The organism is Chryseobacterium sp. JM1 (assembly GCF_000737715.1).
Taxonomy (GTDB): Bacteria; Bacteroidota; Bacteroidia; order Flavobacteriales; family Weeksellaceae; genus Chryseobacterium.
In genome coordinates this window covers 45,393-64,281 of record NZ_JPRN01000010.1, presented here as the reverse complement: position 1 = coordinate 64,281, position 18,889 = coordinate 45,393, and the positions used below count along the sequence as shown (strand labels likewise).

Sequence of the window (18,889 nt, the reverse complement as noted above, 5' to 3'; positions counted from 1 at the left end):
TAAAATTAAAATCAATAGTCAACCATTAGGAAGATTGAAATATCAGGGAACCAGTCTAAACTCATCGAAACATTCACCTGAATATATTATCCATTTTCAATCCTTTTTGTTTTAATCTGTCTTAATGGTTACCGTTGATTTACAATTATATAACTCTTTCAAAAAAATGAAAAATCAATCACAGACATTGTTTCAAAAAGATTTGGTGAACGAAGCGATCAAACAGTCCTTCGTCAAACTGAATCCGAAAATCATGTTTAAAAATCCCGTGATGTTCCTGGTAGAGGTCGGAACTGTTGTGATGTTCATCGTAAGTCTTTTCAGTCTTACAGGGGATAAATCACAGGGAAGCTTTGCTTATAACTTTACGGTATTCATTATTTTATTTTTCACTGTTCTCTTCGCCAATTTTGCAGAAGCTATTGCAGAAGCCAGAGGAAAAGCTCAGGCGGATACCCTTAGAAAAACACGTGAAGAAACTCCTGCTAAAGTAGTTTTGGAGAACAAACCGGGATTTCAGGTAGAAACCGTTCTGAGAATGTCTGCCGAAATGAAGCTTGGCGATATCTTTCTTTGCGAAACCGGAGATCAGATCCCGATGGACGGAGAAATCATCGAAGGACTTGCTACCATTGATGAATCTGCCATCACCGGAGAAAGTGCACCTGTTATCCGTGAATCCGGAGGGGACAAAAGTTCTGTAACCGGAGGTACAAAGGTTCTTTCAGACAGAATAAAAGTAAAAGTGACCACCAAACCGGGAGAGTCTTTTTTAGATAAAATGATTGCCCTTGTAGAAGGAGCATCAAGACAGAAAACACCTAATGAAATCGCATTAACTATACTTTTGGCAGGATTTACCCTGACATTTATTATTGTAACACTCACTTTAAAACCTTTTGCAGACTACGCGCAGACTCCCATTACCATTGCGGCATTTATATCACTTTTCGTTTGTTTGATTCCCACAACCATTGGAGGTCTGCTTTCTGCAATCGGGATTGCCGGAATGGACAGAGCTTTGAGAGCTAACGTAATCACCAAGAGTGGTAAAGCAGTGGAAACTGCCGGAGATATCGATGTACTGCTTCTTGATAAAACAGGAACCATTACCATCGGAAACCGTAAAGCGACGGAATTTCACCCTGCAGACGGTATCAGACTGCCGGATTTCATTAAAGCTTCTGCGCTAAGTTCAGTAGCGGATGAAACGCCGGAAGGAAAATCCATTATAGAACTAAGCCAGCTGAAATCTGAAGACCTTCTTGTTCACAACCCGGTCTATATTGATTTCTCAGCGGAAACAAGAACCTCAGGAATTGATTTTGAAGACACAAGGATCAGAAAAGGAGCTTATGACACGATAAAAAAACTGACTGAAAAAGCCGGGAATATCTTCCCGAAAGAAACCCAGGATGCCGTTACCAAAATTTCCGAAAACGGAGGAACGCCTCTTGTGGTAAGCGTTAATGAAAAAGTCTGGGGAGTAATCGAACTTCAGGATATCATTAAAACAGGAATTCAGGAACGTTTCCAGAGACTGAGAAAAATGGGGGTAAAAACGGTGATGGTAACCGGAGATAATCCTCTGACTGCAAAATTCATCGCTGAAAAAGCAGGCGTAGATGATTTTATTGCTGAAGCCAAGCCCGAAGACAAAATGAACTACATCAAAAAAGAACAGCAGGAAGGAAAGCTGGTCGCGATGATGGGAGACGGGACGAATGATGCGCCGGCACTGGCTCAGGCCGATGTAGGAGTAGCAATGAACAGCGGAACACAGGCTGCAAAAGAAGCCGGTAATATGGTGGACCTTGACAATGACCCGACAAAGCTGATCGAGATCGTGGAGATAGGAAAACAGTTGCTGATGACCCGTGGAACACTGACGACTTTTAGTATTGCGAATGACGTTGCTAAATATTTTGCCATTATTCCGGCACTGTTTATCACTTTCATTCCTTCGCTTCAGAAGTTGAATATTATGAATCTTCACAGTCCGGAAACAGCGATATTATCAGCCGTTATTTTCAATGCCGTGATCATTCCTTTCCTTATTCCGTTAGCATTAAAAGGAGTTGCCTACAAACCGATTGGTGCCAGTGCGCTCCTGAGAAGAAACCTTTTAATTTACGGTTTGGGTGGTGTTATTGTTCCATTTATCGGGATTAAAATCATCGATTTAGTGATCAGTTTATTCTATTAAAATTTAAAAAATGAAGAATCATATTGTTGCAGCATTCAGACTGACTATTGTAATGCTGGCTGTCATAGGAATTTATCTGCTTATCGTGTATGGAGGCTCCAAAGTATTGCCTACTAAAGGAAATGCAGAGATCATCACTCAAAACGGACAGAAATTCTACGCCAATATCGGGCAGGAATTTAAATCAGAAAAATATTTCCATGGACGTCCTTCAGCTGTTGATTATAACGCAGCGGGAAGCGCCGGAAGTAATAAAGGTCCAAGCAATGAAGAATACCTGCAAACCGTACAGAAAAGAATAGATACCTTAAAGATGACGCATCCGGGAATGGGAAATGCAAAAGTTCCTGTAGAGCTGGTTACAGCCAGTGGAAGCGGCCTGGATCCGGATATTTCTGAAGATGGCGCTTTGTATCAGGTAAAGAAAATTGCAGAAGTCAGAAATCTTTCTGAAGAAAAAGTAAGAGATTTAGTGAAAAATCAAACAGAGAAACCGTTTTTAGGACTTTTAGGGCCTTCAAAAGTAAATGTACTGAAGCTTAATATCGCTTTGGATCAATTAAAATAATAAACTCTATTTTCTTTTGTCTTGAAACAAAAGAAACAAAAATTCAAGACTTGGAAATTCCGGCTAAAAATAAATGATGTTCTCTAAAAATTCTAAACTCGTGCGGAAAGATTATTTCTCATTTGATTCATACTTTGTCCCGCACTCAAACACAAGATTTTTTTTAACGCTCACATCAATTATTTTTTTAACGCCTCCATTTCCTAGGTCAGAACAAGATACAATTTTAGAACTTTTATGAAAAAATATATTATTCTAGGAATTATACTGGGGATCTTTTTCCCGAAAGCACAATCATCAGATTCATTAAAAACAGAAAATAAAGTGACTTTTTCTGCCTATGCCGAACTTTTCTACACGTATGATTTTAATGAACCTGCTAATCATCTCCGTCAGAATTTTTTATATTCCTACAACAGACATAATGAGCTCAATCTGAATTTAGGATTGATAAAAGCCAATTATCAAAGTGAAAATCTCCGCGCCAATGTAGCTTTAATGGCCGGAACCTATGCACAGGACAATATGGCTGCCGAGCAGAATGCATTGCGTTATGTCAACGAGGCGAATATCGGAATCAGGATTTCAAAAACCAAAAACCTGTGGATAGATGCAGGGATTATGCCTTCCCACATCGGCTGGGAAAGTGCCATAGGAAAAGATAATGTCAATTTGACCAGAAGTTTTGCCGCTGAAAATTCACCGTATTTCGAAACGGGGGCAAAGGTTTCTTACACGTCAGACAACGGAAAATGGTTTTTAAGCGGATTGGTGCTTAATGGCTGGCAGCGTATTGCAAAGCCGGAAGGAAACCAGACGATTTCATTCGGGCATCAGGTGACCTACAAACCGACAGAAAAAATTACGCTGAACAGCAGTTCATTCATCGGAAACGACAAATCGAAAGCTGAAAAAAGGATGCGGTATTTCCATGATCTTTACGGAAATTTTCAGCTGACAGACCGATTCTCAGCGTTGCTTGGATTCGATATCGGAGCAGAACAGAAAGAGAAAGGAAGCAGCAGTTATAACATTTGGTACACACCCAACGTGTTAATGAAATACCAGCTTGATAACAAATGGGCCTTGGCAGGAAGAGTTGAATATTACAACGATAAAAACGGCGTCATCATCAGCACCAAAACGCCTAATGGTTTCCAAACCTTTGGATATTCCCTGAATGTGGATTATGCCATTCTTAAAAACGTGGTTTTCCGTACAGAAGCGAGAGGTTTCACATCTAAAGATGCCATTTTTGTGAAGAATGATGGGATGAAACAGGGGAATTTCTTTATCACGACAAGTCTGGCTGCCTGGTTTTAGAAGGTAAAAAATAATTAATAAACCACAAAAGTCACAAAAGATTTTACACTTAAGTTTTTGAAGTTTAGATGTTTTGTGAGAAGAAGATCACATAAGTTTTTTTTAAATCAAAGATTTTTATTCAGAATACTATCCATAAACATCTGTGAAAATCCGTGCAATCTGTGGTTAAAAAACAAACCACAAAAGTCACAAAATATTTTTAACACTTAAGTTTTTTGAAGTTATATATTTTGTGAGAAGAAGTTCACATAAGTTCTCAAAAATCAAAGATTTTTATATTGAATAATAGAAGTAAACAATGTTGAAGTAAAATTGGATCTACGCAAGGGCACAAAGATTTATTTAAATCCGTTTTTAAGGCGCAAGAAAATCAAAGATTTTCAGTTAAGGTGCCGATGAGATTGCTTCGTCGCTCTACTCCTCGCAATGACAGCGGTATTCAATTTTATCGAAGATAAAATCCTAGCGCCTTAAAACATTCGAATTAGAAAAAATCTTGCGTCTTTGCGATGACCAACAAAATGCGTTAACATCTGTGGTTAAAAACCCAACCACAAAAGTCACAAAAGCTTTTAGCACTTAAGTTATTTGAAGTTTAGATGTTTTGTGAGAAGAAGATCACATAAGTTTAAAAAAAACAAAGATTTTTATTCTGATGATTATCAAAATCTGCGTAATCCGTGTGATCTGCGAGAGATAAAAAAACATTAACAAGATAGCCAGCAAAATATTTTATACAGAATAATCGTAACTTACTTATACATTCTAAAGTGGTGGAAAATAAACCTTTTGTGCCTTTTGTGTTAAAAAAAATAAAGCAAAAAAAATCAATGTCATCAGCAAAACATTTTTTAGAATTGATCCAGAAATCCCGGAAAGGAAAATTCAAGATCTATATCGGGATGAGCGCAGGCGTAGGGAAAACATTCCGTATGCTTCAGGAGGCACAGTCTCTGCTGCGTAACGGCATTGATGTGAAAATCGGCTATGTAGAAACCCATGACCGTGAAGAAACCGTAGCCCTCACCGACGGTATTCCCGAAATACCGAGAAGATCGGTGTTCTATAAAGGTAAAAACCTGGAAGAAATGGATCTTCAGACCATTATCAATGAACATCCGGAGGTGGTTCTCGTGGATGAATTGGCCCATACCAATGTAGAAGGTTCGAAAAACAAAAAAAGATGGCAGGATGTGCTGGAAATCCTTGATAACGGGATCAATGTCATCAGTGCCATGAATATTCAGCATATTGAAAGCCTGAATGAGGAGGTGAAAAATATTACAGGAATAGAAGTGGCTGAACGTGTTCCTGACAAAATTTTAAGTCTTGCCGATGAGGTGGTGAATATAGACCTTACCGCAGATGAATTGCTGACCCGCCTGAAAGAAGGAAAAATTTACAAAAAAGAAAAAATCCAGACTGCGCTTACCAATTTCTTTCAAAGCGGACATATCCTACAGCTCCGGGAACTTGCCTTAAAAGAAGTAGCTGCGCACGTAGAACGAAAGGTAGAAACAGAGATTAAAACGGAGAATTTTAAGCCCATAAAATTTCTGGCGTGCATCAGCAGTAATGAAAAGATTGCTAAAAATATCATCAGGAAAACGGCCCGTCTGGCGAGCTATTATAATAGCCAGTGGACGGTTCTGTATGTTCAGAAGCCATCAGAAAATCCCGAAAAAATAGCCCTCGACAAACAGCGGTATTTGATTAATAATTTTAATTTAGCACAGGAATTGGGGGCGAAGGTGGTCCGGGTAAAAGAAAGCAGCGTCCACAAAGGAATTCTGGATTATGTGATTGCCCATAATATCACCACAGTTTGCATTGGAAAACCCCACGCAGAGCTCTGGCAGCGGCTTTCCGGCTATAGCTGGATTTATACGCTGATGAACAGGCTGAATGAAAGGCAGATAGATATTATTATTTTATCTTAGAAGTAATGAAACTTAAAACAAAACTCACCCTAGGCGTAGGTCTTTTATTTTTACTGATCGTTCTCATGTCAGTGATAGGATCCGTCTATATCAATAAACTGAAATCGGATACGGAAAAGATCCTTACGGCCAATTATAACAGTCTGGAGTTTTCCAAAAATATGTTGCTGGCACTGGATAAAATAAGCACGGACAGCGCTATTGCCGTTAATGATTTTCAGAAAAACAATAAGTTGCAGGAGAAAAATCTTACTGAATTTGGCGAAAAAGAAGCGACTCAAAGTCTGAATCTTCATTTCAACAGCTATCTGAAACAGGCTTCTCCGGAAAAGGAAAAACTGATCCGTGAAGATCTGGCCAAAATCATGTCCCTGAATATGAAAGGGATTGAAAGAAAAAGTGATATCGCGATCATCACCGCTGAAAATGCCACCTTCTGGATCGTAAGTTTAGGAACGGTTTGTTTTCTGATTGCTTTTACCCTGCTTTTTAACCTGCCACAAACCATTGCGGAACCCATCAACCAGCTTACATTCAGTATCCGGCAGATCGCTGCTAAAAATTACAGTGAAAGAGTACATTTCAAAGGCAGTGAGGAGTTCAACAGCCTTGCAGATTCTTTCAATACCATGGCGGAAAAACTTCAGGAGTACGAAAGCAGCAGTCTTTCGAAGCAACTGATGGATAAAAAACGAATTGAAACACTGGTGAACAATATGCATGATGCAGTGATCGGGTTGGATGAAAACCATTTTATCTACATGATCAATGACGAAGCGCTGAAGATCACCGGTCTGCATAAAGAAGAAATCATCGGAAAAACGGTCCATGAAGTGGCTGTCAATAACGATCTGATACGGGAACTTCTTAAAAATATTGATCATCCGGTGAAAGAACCGATCAAGATTGTTCGGGATCATAAAGAAAATTATTTTGAACAGGATATTATCCCTATCAATATTGTAAAAACCGGTGAAAAGGAAACCAAATATATCGGGAAAGTGATTCTTCTCCGCAATATTACCCCATTCAAAGAACTTGATTTTGCTAAAACCAATTTCATAGCCACTATTTCACACGAACTTAAAACCCCGATATCAGCTATAAAAATGGGAGTACAGCTACTTGGAAATCAAAAATTCGGAGAGCTGAATGACCAGCAGAAAGAATTGCTGAAAAGCATCAATGACGATGGTCAAAGACTATTGAATATCACCGGAGAACTGCTGAATCTTTCGCAGGTAGAAACCGGAAATATCCGCCTGACCGTTGAAAAATGTTCACCGAAAGAAGTGGTACAGGCTGCCGTTAAAAATGTCGAAAAGCTGGCAGAACAAAAGAATATTCTCATCAATACCGAATATTTTTTAGGCGACAATGATTTCGTGAATGCCGATTTCGATAAAACAGTCTGGGTGATGAATAATTTCCTTACGAATGCCGTCAAACATTCTTTCCAGGACGAAAATATTAGTATTACGGTAGAAAAACAGGACTCAATGATTCAGTTCAGCATTACCGATACCGGAAGCGGGATTGATGAAAAGTATCACCGCCAGATCTTCGACCGCTATTTTCAGGTGCCGGGAGAACATCAGAACGGAACAGGGCTGGGACTGGCTATCTCCAAAAATTTTATAGAAAAGCAAAACGGCGAAATAGGAGTGAAGAGTTCCCCCAATCAGGGAAGTACTTTTTATTTCAGACTGCCGGTGGTTTAAACCGATTTTAAATAATTTTTTTTAAATTCGAATGAAAATCGCACAAGGTGAATACATCAGATCTAAAAGCTGATTTGATAAACAGAATCAGTCAGTTAAAAGAAAAAACAATGATGGAGGAGATTCAAAAACTGCTGGATTTTGAATTGAACGAAAACGAATATATTCTTACTGAATCCCAAAAATACAGAATTGCTGAAGGACAGGCAGAATACAAAAACTCAGCATATCTTACAGAGTATAAAGCCAATCAGGATATAGAAGAATGGCTGGGAGAAAAGTAACCTTGATAAATAAGAAGAAAGGAAAATAAAATTTGATATGATGAACAGAGTTCCAAAGGTGAAAAAAGTGATGCAGGATCAAAATTCTGAAGCCTGGAAACAACTGTGTCTTTATATTGATAAAGTAGCGGAAGAAGGACATGAGGAATTTGAACCGAGAAAAGGAATTGGTTCAGAATTATTTCAATTGATTGAAACGCTTCCAAAATCTATTGCCAAGCTGAAAAAAGTGAAAAGAATGATGCTTTATGGAAGTCATTTAAAGCAGATACCACCGGAAATAGGGGAAATGGAATCGCTGGAAGAGTTTATTCCTTATACTTCTTATAACCTTATGTGGTTTCCTTATGAAATCATACATTGCAAAAATCTTAAAAGAAGTACGGTGAGTACAAGAGCGCTTTATGGAAATTATAAATTCCGGACCCATTTTCCTAATCTATATCAGCGCCCTTTAAAGTATTATGATTCTGAAATTGTAAAGTGCAGTATCTGTAAAAATGAAATACCGGAAAGTGAAACGGATCAGTATTGGGTTTCATTACCGATCGCAACAGATGTTCTTCCTCTGCTTGTGAATGTATGCTCAGAAAGTTGTAAAGCAAAAATCCCGCAGCCTTCGGAATTATATGTTCAGTTTCCACATAAAGGAGGAGAATTTATAAAGCAACCCGAAAAATATTAATTCAATAGTCATTTTTATTCTTAGTCTTAGTCAATGCTTGATCATATCTTCGATTATTTCTTATCCATCTTTATAGCTGCACCGGTGATATTTGGGATATTCTGTTATTTTCAGAATAAAAAAATCATCACAAAATACAGACAGCCAGGCTCCAGTGAATTGAAAAATATCAGTGGAAAGATCGTGGTAGAAAGCGGCCCTCTACGTAAAAATTACCGTTTTTGTACTTTTCACATTCTGCTGAATCAAAACTCGGTTTTTTTATTTCCTACGGACTTCTATTGTATTCCCAGCCGTTTTATCAATCTTAATTTTAATTCTGATAAGAGAAATACGAAAAGTCCGACGGGACTGAGGGAATTTAGTTTCAGTAATCATTCTGTTACCTTAATCTCCTATCCCGACTTTTTGGTTAACAGGAAACGGACCATTTATCTGCAAAATCTTACACCTGACCAGATCAGGCTTTTTCAGGAAGCTTTAAAGAATAGAATGCCTTCTGTCCGGCATTAGCAAAATTCTTTTAAATTTACAGCATAACAAAACCATTCCATGAAAAGACCCATCAGTCTGTTATTGCTCCTATTCTTTTTCTGTGGCTATTGTCAGGTTTCCAAGAGAACGGCGGCTATCATTAAACCTCTTGAAAAAACAAGATTATTTTATTCAAGTGAAGACAAAGAGATAAAAAAAATAGAAGAATTACTGTTTAAAGATGCGAGTCCGGAAGACCTTGTCTACCTAGCAGAGAAAGGCAAAACTGTTCATGTAAAAGCAGTGGCTATTGATGTTTTGGCTCATAAAAAAGAGGGTGGAAAAATGCTGGATGTTTTTAAGAAAAATCTTTATTCAAAGGACAAATTGGATTACAGAGGAGGATGTATTGTCAGTGAACACCTTTTATCTGCGTATATTTTTGAAGGAGTCTCTGCAGGGGATCATTTTTCAGAAATAGAAAAAGAGAATCTTCACCGTGAAATGATAGCTATTGCTCTGAATGCAAAACCTGTTAATGGGGAACTTCTGGAGGCTCTTGCCTATGATTTACCGACTGATCATGATACCTATGCGAAAATAAGAAAGCTTGTAATGGATACAAAGTCACCCATACTGCTAGTGAATCTTGCAAAATATAAAAACCCTGATGATATAGAACTGATCAAAAGTTTTGGAAAACAAGCTTACCCGGCCATTCAAGAGTTTCCGGATCCTAAGTTTCTGCCGATCATGAAGGAACGTATTACTGATTCTTCTGATTTTGCTTTCATGGTTGCCTTAGCTGAATTCTGTAGTGAAGAAGCTAAAGAAATAGTGATTAAAGCCATTGAATACAATAAGAAAATCAATAAGGAAAAGGATTGTGACGGGAATTGCCTGACTTTCCTCTATCAGCAGATTTCCATAAAAAGATGTGCCCTGTATGATTCTGCACTGGCTGATCTTTGGGTAACAGATAAAATCATTTCTTTTGATATTCTGGGTGCCTATGAAAAAACACATACCCAAAAAGAAACCGCAAAATTTCTCCTGGATGGATTTTTGAAACCCGGAAAAGCCGAAATTATTGCGGTGAATGCATACGATATGGATCACTTGGAGGAGGATGGATCCGGTGAAATGATCTTTGACGATAATCTAAGGCTGGTTACCCTGTTAGAAAAAACAAAAAAGATCTCTAAGGAAGTGTATGAAAAAGCAGTAAGAAATTCTCTTCAGTATCTGGATGATCTTGATTTGAACCGTTTCATCTCAAAACTGAAAGACAATGATTCCGTACTTCAGAACAGAGATGTTCTTCTGGACAGGGTTAGAGATAATGACAATGCTTATGGTGCCCTCACGATCATGGATGGTCTGAAAATGCTCAAAGATAAAAACCTTTTCGATGATGGGGCAGCTATTATTGTCAGCAGAAAAGCTGAATTCAAAAAGGTTCCGGTCTGGGAAAAAGAGTATAAAAATTTTATCAAAGAAAATAACGTCAAAGAATAATTGAACTATGAATACTATAAAAATCTTTATAATCAGTATGTTTTGTACCCTTCTGCATGCACAGATGTCGGGACAGGCTTTTAAACTGGAAGAGCTTGCGAGATTTAATCAACTCACGATGACTGCTTTTAAAACAGAAATTAAGACACATCAATATACGTTCTACGATAAAACAGAAAGTCCTGTATTCATTCTGTTCGAGTATGACAGCCCTGGTTATATTTACAAGATCGGAAAATTTGAATACAGGGAAGATCAATCCCAGGACAATATAGAGTTTCAGTTCAAGGACAAAAAAGAACATGATGCCTACATAAAAACAATGCTCGCGGCAGGTTACAAACAAACCGAAAAAGGAAAGATTATGACCGGAGAAATCTATGTAGATTACTTTAAAAATAAAGCACAAATCAGAATGGTTTATCCTAAAACTTCACGGGATAACTATGCGATTCTTGTTTTTAAATAAAACGACTGTTCTGCTGACAGGAATAAAAAAGAGCTGTGAACAAAATCACAGCTCTTGCAGATATAAAAAAGATGATGAGTTTAATTTTTTATGAATTTCTGAACCATCGTTTTGTCTTTGCTGAACAGTTTAATGATGTATCTTCCTTTGGCCAGTTCAGAAACATTCACAGCATTACCTTTTACACTTTTCGTATTCATAATTCTTCCGGCTGCATCATAAATTTCAGCTTTGATGATCTCTTCACCGGATTTGAGGTGAAGAATATCCTGTACCGGATTGGGATAAATACTTAGATTCCCCTTGTCAGATTTAGTTTCTGCTGTGGCTAATATACCTCTGACAGCCGTTGTATAGGTATTGGTAATAATCGGGGCATTATAATCAAAATAAATATCGGCGGTATTGCTGAATACATCACCTGATGTCAAAGTAGACTTGGTTTTGATCTTGAAAGAAATATATCCGTCGTTATTCGCATCGTCAAACGGAAGCTGGATATTCTGGAAAATAAATTCCGCCATATTGGTTCCGGACATTCTCGTTACAAAACTGTGGCTTGCGCTTAATGGAACCAACGTAGAAAGATCAAATTTCGAAGTGTCAATCACATCTTTTACCACGATATTTCTCGCATTGGCAGTACCTTTATTTTCAAAGCGGATCAGATAATGAACATAATCTCCCACCTGGGTCTGTGCGATCATCGTCCCTTCAAGGCAGGTTTTATCATTCGGATCCTGTGAATTCACTACCGTTTGGTTCAGATTAAAGGTATTGTCAGCAGGTGTGTCATCCGGCGCTCCGTTGATCTGTGCAGTATAATGCAGGATGTCACCGTTATGTAAAGGCGGAGTATCCGTAGGCGTATTCATTTCAAATTTAGCCTTGATTTCTCTTGTTTCAAATGGAAGAAGACCTGTAAAATTCCAGCTGAGATTTCCGGTTGACTGTGAATTTGGAGTCACTGTAGCATTCATAAAATCCATCACATTGTCATTGAAACTGAATCCAATGGTTCCGGACTGCATGGTTGTTCCTTTATTTTTGAAATAGATTTTGTAATCCGATTCAAATCCCGGTACTGCCGAATTCAGAGGGATAATTGCAATTTCAAGATCCGGATGAGAACCATTTGCTGTCATACAGAAATCTCGGGTTAATGGACTGGCTTGCGAAGGAAAATCTACAGTGGAAGACGCTGGAGAAATGCTGAAATAAGCTGGATTTTCAAGAACCGGCGTCAGAGTATATAATCCCGCCTGTAACGGGATAGAGTAGTTTCCGGAGTGATCTGCAACAATACTTCCCGTAGTTCCTCCTCCAGATATATTGAATTTCTGGAACGCTTTATTGGCATCGGCCGGATCGCAGCCGTTTCCGTTAAGATCGTATTTCGTATTTCCTTTAACGGTATAAAATGTACCGCCCGGCGTGAAGGAACAGTAAGAGTTTACCGTCACATTATTATATCCGTACGCCACATTTTGGCTGTTGATACTGCTTATGTCTGAATCATCACAGCAGATATAACTTAAATTGGGGTTGTATTGATAAGATACACTTGTAGATCTTCCGTTTTTTATAAACAGGCTCTGTAAATTGTTGTTCGTAACATTGAGCGAGTTCAGGATCGTGTTGTGGCTTATGTCAAGTGAAGAAAGCTGATTACTACTCAGAAAAAGTATCTGCAGTAAAGGAGAAGCTGAAACATCAAGACTGGTAATGTGGTTGTTGGACACCTTTAAATAATTTAGAAGCGGACTTTGAGGTATACTGAGAGTCGACAGATTATTATAACTGGCTTCAAGTGATTTCAATTTAGGGGTATTCTGAAGATTGATTGTATTAAGCTGATTGACCGAACATACCAGATTTTCAAGTTTTGTTAAATTACTCACATTCAGAGTGGACAGTAAATTCCCGGAAATGTGGAACGTGTATAGATCAGTCAGCGAACTTACATCAATACTGGATATTTTATTATCACTGCAGAGAAGGGATCTCATTGTTGTACTTCCCGAAAAATTAATGGTTTGTACTTTTCCTCCCGTACATACAAGGATATTCATTTTCGGAAGATTAGAGACATCCAGATTCACGATACTGGCATCAGTTACACTTATGTTTTCCAGTAAGGAACAGCCCGTAAAATTTGCAGAAGACATATTGGTATTATTGTCGAAGTTGGCTGAACGTAGGTTTTGCATACCGCTGACGTCTACGGAAAGCAAGTTCGGAGCGTCCGATACATCCAGATTTTGCAGATTGGTAAATGATTTCACACCTTCTATTGAAGAGATCTGAATAAAAGTACTGCCGGTATAGCTGTAAATATTAATACTCTTGACATTGGCAGCTTCCGAAAGCTGTATTTCGCCGTCATTATTGGTGTCAATATTAGTCCAGTTATTAGCCAGATTCTGGGTGACATGGTTGGAAGTATTTCCTGAAAGCAATAAAGCTTTAAAATGAGGATCCGGAATGTTGACAATCTGCGCAAAGACAGATAAATGTGCAAGGAATAGCACAAAAAAGTAGACTTTTTTCATGGTTTGGTGATATTAGTTGTGTAAATATATAAAAAATAATATTATGAAAAATAATTGTGTTTTAGTTTTTATTTATTTATATAATAATGTTTTTATTGTTTTTAATTGAATTAAATTATTTAAATATATTGTTTGTGTTAATTTTATTTTTTTAAATGATAATTTGAAGGCTTTTTGAATCTGAATCGTTCTGCAAACCCTGTCAAGGTTGAAAATCTTGACATCGTTAAACAGGGATAAAAACAAAAAAAGCCGTGAGAACTCTCACAGCTTTTAAGATATAACAAGGTGAATTACTTTTATGCTTTAATAAATTTAAGCGTCAGTGTTTTGTTTTTTGTAGAAACTTTGATGATGTAGTTTCCTTTCGTCAGATCAGAAACATTTACAGCATTGTTTTTTACTCCGGTTGTATTCAGGATTCTTCCGGCTGCATCGTAAATTTCAGCTTTAATGACTTCATCTTTTGTTTGAATATGAAGAATATCTTTTACAGGATTAGGATAAATATTGAAACCATTTTTGCTGCTATTCACTTCAGATGTTGCCAGTACGGTTTGCACAGAAGTGGTATATGTATTGGTGACGATAGGAGCGTTATAGTCAAAATAAATTCTGGCTGTATTACTGAAGCTGTTTCCGGCTGCTAAAGTAGATTTTGTCTTTATTTTGAATGAAACATAGCCATCGTTGTTGGCATCATCAAAAGGAAGCTGAATATTTTCAAAAATAAATTCCGCCGTATTCGTTCCCGAAATTTTGGTAACAAAGCTATGGCCTCCGCTTAATGGAACCAACGTAGACAGATCAAATTTGGAGGTATCAATATCATCTTTTACAACAATATTTCTTGCATTGGCAATACCGTTGTTTTCAAACCTGATCAGATAATGAACATAATCTCCAACCTGCGTCTGTGAGATGGATGCTCCTTCCAGGCACGTTTTGTTGTTAGGATCAAACGAATTTACAACCGTCTGACTCAGTCTGAAAAGATTATCCTTAGGCGTTTCTTCACTCACACCGCTGATTTCAGATGTATAGGTTAAAACATTCCCCGCATTCAAAGCAGGATTCTGTGCAGAAGAACTCAAATTAAATGTAAGGATGATTTCCCTGGTTTCAAAAGGAAGAAGATTACTGAAATTCCAGCTTAAAAACCCGGTAGACTGAGAAGCGGGCGCCACCGTTGAACTAAGATAATTCATCAGATCATCATTAAATCTGAACGTTACATTTCCGGATTGTGCCGCAGTTCCTTTATTTTTATAAATGATTTTATACTTTGATGCAAAACCTGGCTGGGCAACGGTTACCGGAATAATTACGGTTTCCAGATCATTATGAGTTCCATTGGCAGTAAGGCAGAAGTTTTGCAAAACCGGGCCTGTCTGTGCAGGGAAACTGGCCGTACGACTTGCTGGAGTCATATTAAAATGAGAAGCATTTTCCAGAACAGGAGTGATGGTGTAATTTCCCGGGCGTAAATGCATAGAATAATTTCCGGAATGATCAGACACAAAACGTTGTGTTGACCACGTTTCCGCTACATTAAATAACTGAAAACCTTTGTTGACATCATTCGCATCACAGCCGTTATTGTTACTGTCGTATTTTACCGTTCCAAGAACAGGGTACGTCATTCCTCCCGGGTTGACGCTACAGTAGGTATTGAGCTCTACATAGCTGTATCCGTCGGTATTTAATTTATTTCTGATAGACTGGTACCTGTCCGCATCGCAGCATACATAGCTTAAGTTGGCATTCACACCCGGCATAACTCCTAAATCGAAATTAGAATTTCCGTTTTTGGCATTGACAGATTTCAAAGTAGGACTCTCTAAAAACAGATAGCTTAATTTGAGGTTCTGACTTACATCCAGCGTTGTAATATTTTCAGCAATGCTGAAATTAAGCAGATCCGTGATGGGAGAAACATCCAGTGAGGTGATAAAATTATTTTTTAAACTTAAAAAACCCAGTTGGCTGGTCCCGCTGAAGTTTAAAGAAGAAATACTGTTACCATAGGCCGAAAAATTATATAGACTCGGTCTGTTTTGAAGATCTACGGTTGTAAGTGCCGTATTGTTGGAAAGACTCAGATTGGTCAGACTGTTGCTGTTCTGAAAATTAACTGAAGTAAGAAGCGTATTGGCATTCAATGTTAAATCTGTCATTAAACCTGAACTATTCAGATTCAGTGACGTGAGTTTGGATGCTATCAGCGTAAACTGGAGCAGATCATTCAGCGGATTTAAAGTCAGAGACGTAAGATTAGGCTGTTCAATATAAATTTTTTTCAGCTTTAAATTATTGGATAAATTGATCGTTGAAAAATACGGTTCATTAATCGAGGTTTTATCCACTATACGAAGATCCTCAAGGATAGGAAGATTGGAAAAATTCGCACCGCCCAAACGGGAATTTCTTTCCAGTGTAATTTTTTTCAGAGCTGGGTTCTGAGTGAAATTCAGATTCGGAAGATCTACGGAATTGTAACTCATGTAAAAGTTCTCCAGAAGAGGACATCCCAATGTATTAATGCCGGTTAAATAATGAAATTCAAGAGTAATGTTTTTCAGCTTCGTCATATTACTCAGGTCAAGCTGAGCGATATCATAGTTTCCGTTTGATTTAAAAGAGACCAAATTAGCAAAGCTTTTGATGCCGGTTACATTCCCGATTTGTCCCTGGATCAATTGTATGTAAGAAACATTCAGCGCCTCACTTACCTGAATCTGCCCGTCATTATTGGCATCAATTTTAAACCAGTTTCCCGAAAGATCCTGAGCTACCGCATTGGTTGGGCTGGATGATAATAATCTGGCTTTGAAATTGGCATCAGGAATGGTGACCACCTGAGCATTGCAGACCGCAAACAGCAGCATCATAAAAATGATTAACTGAGCTTTTTTCATAATTTTTAGTTTTTTTGTTTGAAAGAACGGCAAAAATAAACCATCGAGATTGTTTCCCAATGGTTTATTCATTAAAAGTTTTAAAACTTGTACTATTTTACTGTTTCTCTATTAAATCTAAAAATTGCTGTTCATCAAGAATCTCTATGGTTCCGATATCCTGTGCCTTCTTTAGTTTGCTTCCGGCTTTTTCACCTACTACTAAGAAATTAAGATTTTTAGAGACGGCAGATATATTTTTGCCACCATGTTTTTCTACCATTTCCTCTGCAGATTCTCTGGTAAATAAAGATAATTTTCCGGTGAAAAGGAACGTTTTTCCTTCCAGAACATTCGAAAGAACCTCATTCGTACTTTCGCCTTTTTCAAGCTGTACTCCGTAAGACTTCAGACGCTCAATCATCAGAATGTTTTCAGAATTCTTGAAAAAATCCACAATGCTTACCGCGATCTTCGCTCCGATATCTTCTACCTGACAAAGTTCTTCTACAGTGGCTTCTTTCAGCTCATCAATGGTAGAAAAGTTTTTCACAAGTTTCTTGGCCACTGTTTCACCCACATGTTTAATCCCAATTCCGTAAAGAACCTTTTCAAATGGAATTTCCTTGGATTTCTCAATCCCTGAAATAATATTCTGTGCAGATTTTTCAGCCATCCTTTCCAGAGGAAGAATCTGTTCCTTCGTTAAAGCATAAAAGTCAGCAGGGTTTTCAACTAACTTTTCTCTGTAAAGCTGCTCGATCGTCTCACTTCCAAGATTATCAATATTCAAAGCCTTTCTGGAAACATAATGAATCATTCTTCCCACCACCTGAGGCGGACAGTGAAGTTCATTCGGACAGAAATGGATCGCCTGATCAACGATTTTCACCAATTCAGTTCCACATTCAGGACAGTTGGTGATATATTCGATTTCTCTGCTTTCGGAAGTTCTTTTTTCAGTATGCACCCCTACAATTTTAGGAATAATCTCACCTCCTTTTTCTACATACACAAAGTCATGCTCGTGCAGATCCAGTTTTTTAATGATATCTTCATTGTGAAGAGAAGCTCTTTTAACGATGGTTCCCGCCAGTAAAACCGGTTTTAAATTAGCTACCGGAGTGATGGCTCCCGTTCTTCCTACCTGATAAGAAACACTCTGAAGTTCAGTTTCTACCTTTTCAGCTTTGAATTTATAAGCCATTGCCCATCGCGGTGATTTTGCCGTGTAACCCAGCTGTCTCTGTTGCTGTAAAGAATTCACCTTTAAAACGATTCCGTCAATTTCAAAAGGAAGATTATGACGTTCCGTATCCCAGAAACTGATAAATTCCTTCACTTCATCCATCGTTTTGCAGAGTTTCGCCTGCTGTGAGGTTTTAAAGCCCCAGCCTTGTGCTTTCTGAAGCAGTTCCCAGTGGGTTTCTGCAGGAACATCCTCGGAAATAAACTGGTAAAGTACAGAAGAAAGACTTCTTTTTCTTACCTCTCCGCTGTCCTGCATTTTTAAACTTCCGCTGGCCGTATTCCTTGGATTCATAAAAGGATCCAAACCTTCCTCCTCACGAAGTTTATTAAGTTTGTCGAAATTTTTTCTCGTCAGATAAATTTCACCTCTCATAAAAAAATGAGCCGGGAAATCACCTTTCAGCGCCAGAGGAATATCCGAAATGGTTCGGACGTTGGAAGTGATTTCATCTCCCTGAAAACCGTCGCCACGCGTTACAGCCTGAGCCAGCTTTCCGTTTTCGTAAAGAATAGAAATAGAAGCGCCGTCATATTTCAGCTCTGCAACAAATTCCACCGGATCACTGATGGTTTTGATAATTCTCTTCTCCCAGTCTTCCAAATCGTCGAAATCGTAGGAGTTATCCAGAGAATACATTCGGAACTTATGCTGAATGGTAGGAAATACCTTGGTAATTCCTCCGCCTACACGTACTGTAGGAGAATTCTCGTCGTAAAATTCAGGGTGTTTTGCCTCCAGATCCTGAAGCTCTTCCAGGAGCATATCAAACTCATAATCAGAGACTGTAGCGGCATCCAGAAGGTAGTAATTTTCATTATGCTGATGAAGCTCTTTTCGGAGCTGCTCTATTTTTTGCTGTATATTTTCAGACATTCCGTTCTATCTTTTGAGCAAAAATAGCTAAACTAATCTCATTAAAAAATACCGCAATAAAATATTGTGGGAAAATTAAAAAAGCGTAATATGGTTTAATGTGTTGATTGATTGTGAATTAAAA

13 protein-coding genes are annotated in these 18,889 nt (G+C 38.1%); 10 read left to right on the top strand and 3 right to left on the bottom strand.

Annotated elements, in window-relative coordinates; genetic code table 11:
* The first annotated feature begins 166 nt into the window (after positions 1–166).
* From kdpB to IW22_RS16140, 10 genes are all read left to right on the top strand, one after another.
* Positions 167–2,206, top strand: coding sequence for a potassium-transporting ATPase subunit KdpB (gene kdpB, locus IW22_RS16185; protein WP_034728691.1), 2,040 nt, complete (start codon positions 167–169; stop codon positions 2,204–2,206).
* Positions 2,207–2,216: 10 nt separating this feature from the next.
* A complete protein-coding gene (locus IW22_RS16180) occupies positions 2,217–2,774 on the top strand; it encodes a K(+)-transporting ATPase subunit C (protein WP_034728432.1) in 558 nt (185 codons plus the stop codon).
* Between the two features lie 237 nt (positions 2,775–3,011).
* Positions 3,012–4,097 carry a porin gene (locus tag IW22_RS16175; RefSeq protein ID WP_034728430.1) on the top strand — a complete coding sequence of 362 codons (1,086 nt, stop codon included), beginning with the start codon at positions 3,012–3,014 and terminating at the stop codon, positions 4,095–4,097.
* A gap of 833 nt (positions 4,098–4,930) precedes the next feature.
* Positions 4,931–6,040, top strand: coding sequence for a histidine kinase (locus tag IW22_RS16170; RefSeq protein ID WP_034728427.1), 1,110 nt, complete (start codon positions 4,931–4,933; stop codon positions 6,038–6,040).
* 5 nt (positions 6,041–6,045) lie between these two features.
* On the top strand, positions 6,046–7,761 hold the full coding sequence (locus IW22_RS16165) for an ATP-binding protein (RefSeq protein ID WP_034728424.1): 1,716 nt from the start codon (positions 6,046–6,048) through the stop codon (positions 7,759–7,761).
* 47 nt (positions 7,762–7,808) lie between these two features.
* The gene (locus IW22_RS16160; RefSeq protein ID WP_034728421.1) at positions 7,809–8,045 is read left to right on the top strand and encodes a hypothetical protein; all 237 of its coding nucleotides are present in this window, start codon (positions 7,809–7,811) and stop codon (positions 8,043–8,045) included.
* 37 nt (positions 8,046–8,082) lie between these two features.
* Positions 8,083–8,730 (top strand): hypothetical protein, encoded by a 648-nt coding sequence (locus IW22_RS16155; protein WP_081873966.1) that lies wholly within the window; start codon positions 8,083–8,085, stop codon positions 8,728–8,730.
* 33 nt (positions 8,731–8,763) lie between these two features.
* Positions 8,764–9,243 carry a hypothetical protein gene (locus IW22_RS16150; protein ID WP_034728417.1) on the top strand — a complete coding sequence of 160 codons (480 nt, stop codon included), beginning with the start codon at positions 8,764–8,766 and terminating at the stop codon, positions 9,241–9,243.
* Between the two features lie 39 nt (positions 9,244–9,282).
* Positions 9,283–10,722 carry a hypothetical protein gene (locus tag IW22_RS16145; protein ID WP_034728415.1) on the top strand — a complete coding sequence of 480 codons (1,440 nt, stop codon included), beginning with the start codon at positions 9,283–9,285 and terminating at the stop codon, positions 10,720–10,722.
* 7 nt (positions 10,723–10,729) lie between these two features.
* On the top strand, positions 10,730–11,191 hold the full coding sequence (locus IW22_RS16140; RefSeq protein WP_131401750.1) for a hypothetical protein: 462 nt from the start codon (positions 10,730–10,732) through the stop codon (positions 11,189–11,191).
* Positions 11,192–11,271: 80 nt separating this feature from the next.
* On the opposite strand, the gene IW22_RS16135 is transcribed toward IW22_RS16140, so the two are convergent.
* From IW22_RS16135 to ligA, 3 genes are all read right to left on the bottom strand, one after another.
* Positions 11,272–13,743 carry a T9SS type A sorting domain-containing protein gene (locus IW22_RS16135; RefSeq protein ID WP_034728410.1) on the bottom strand — a complete coding sequence of 824 codons (2,472 nt, stop codon included), beginning with the start codon at positions 13,741–13,743 and terminating at the stop codon, positions 11,272–11,274.
* 299 nt (positions 13,744–14,042) lie between these two features.
* The gene (locus IW22_RS16130; RefSeq protein ID WP_034728408.1) at positions 14,043–16,661 is read right to left on the bottom strand and encodes a T9SS type A sorting domain-containing protein; all 2,619 of its coding nucleotides are present in this window, start codon (positions 16,659–16,661) and stop codon (positions 14,043–14,045) included.
* 97 nt (positions 16,662–16,758) lie between these two features.
* Complete coding sequence (gene ligA / locus IW22_RS16125; RefSeq protein ID WP_034728405.1) at positions 16,759–18,765, bottom strand: NAD-dependent DNA ligase LigA; 2,007 nt, start codon at positions 18,763–18,765, stop codon at positions 16,759–16,761.
* Positions 18,766–18,889 lie beyond the last annotated feature (124 nt).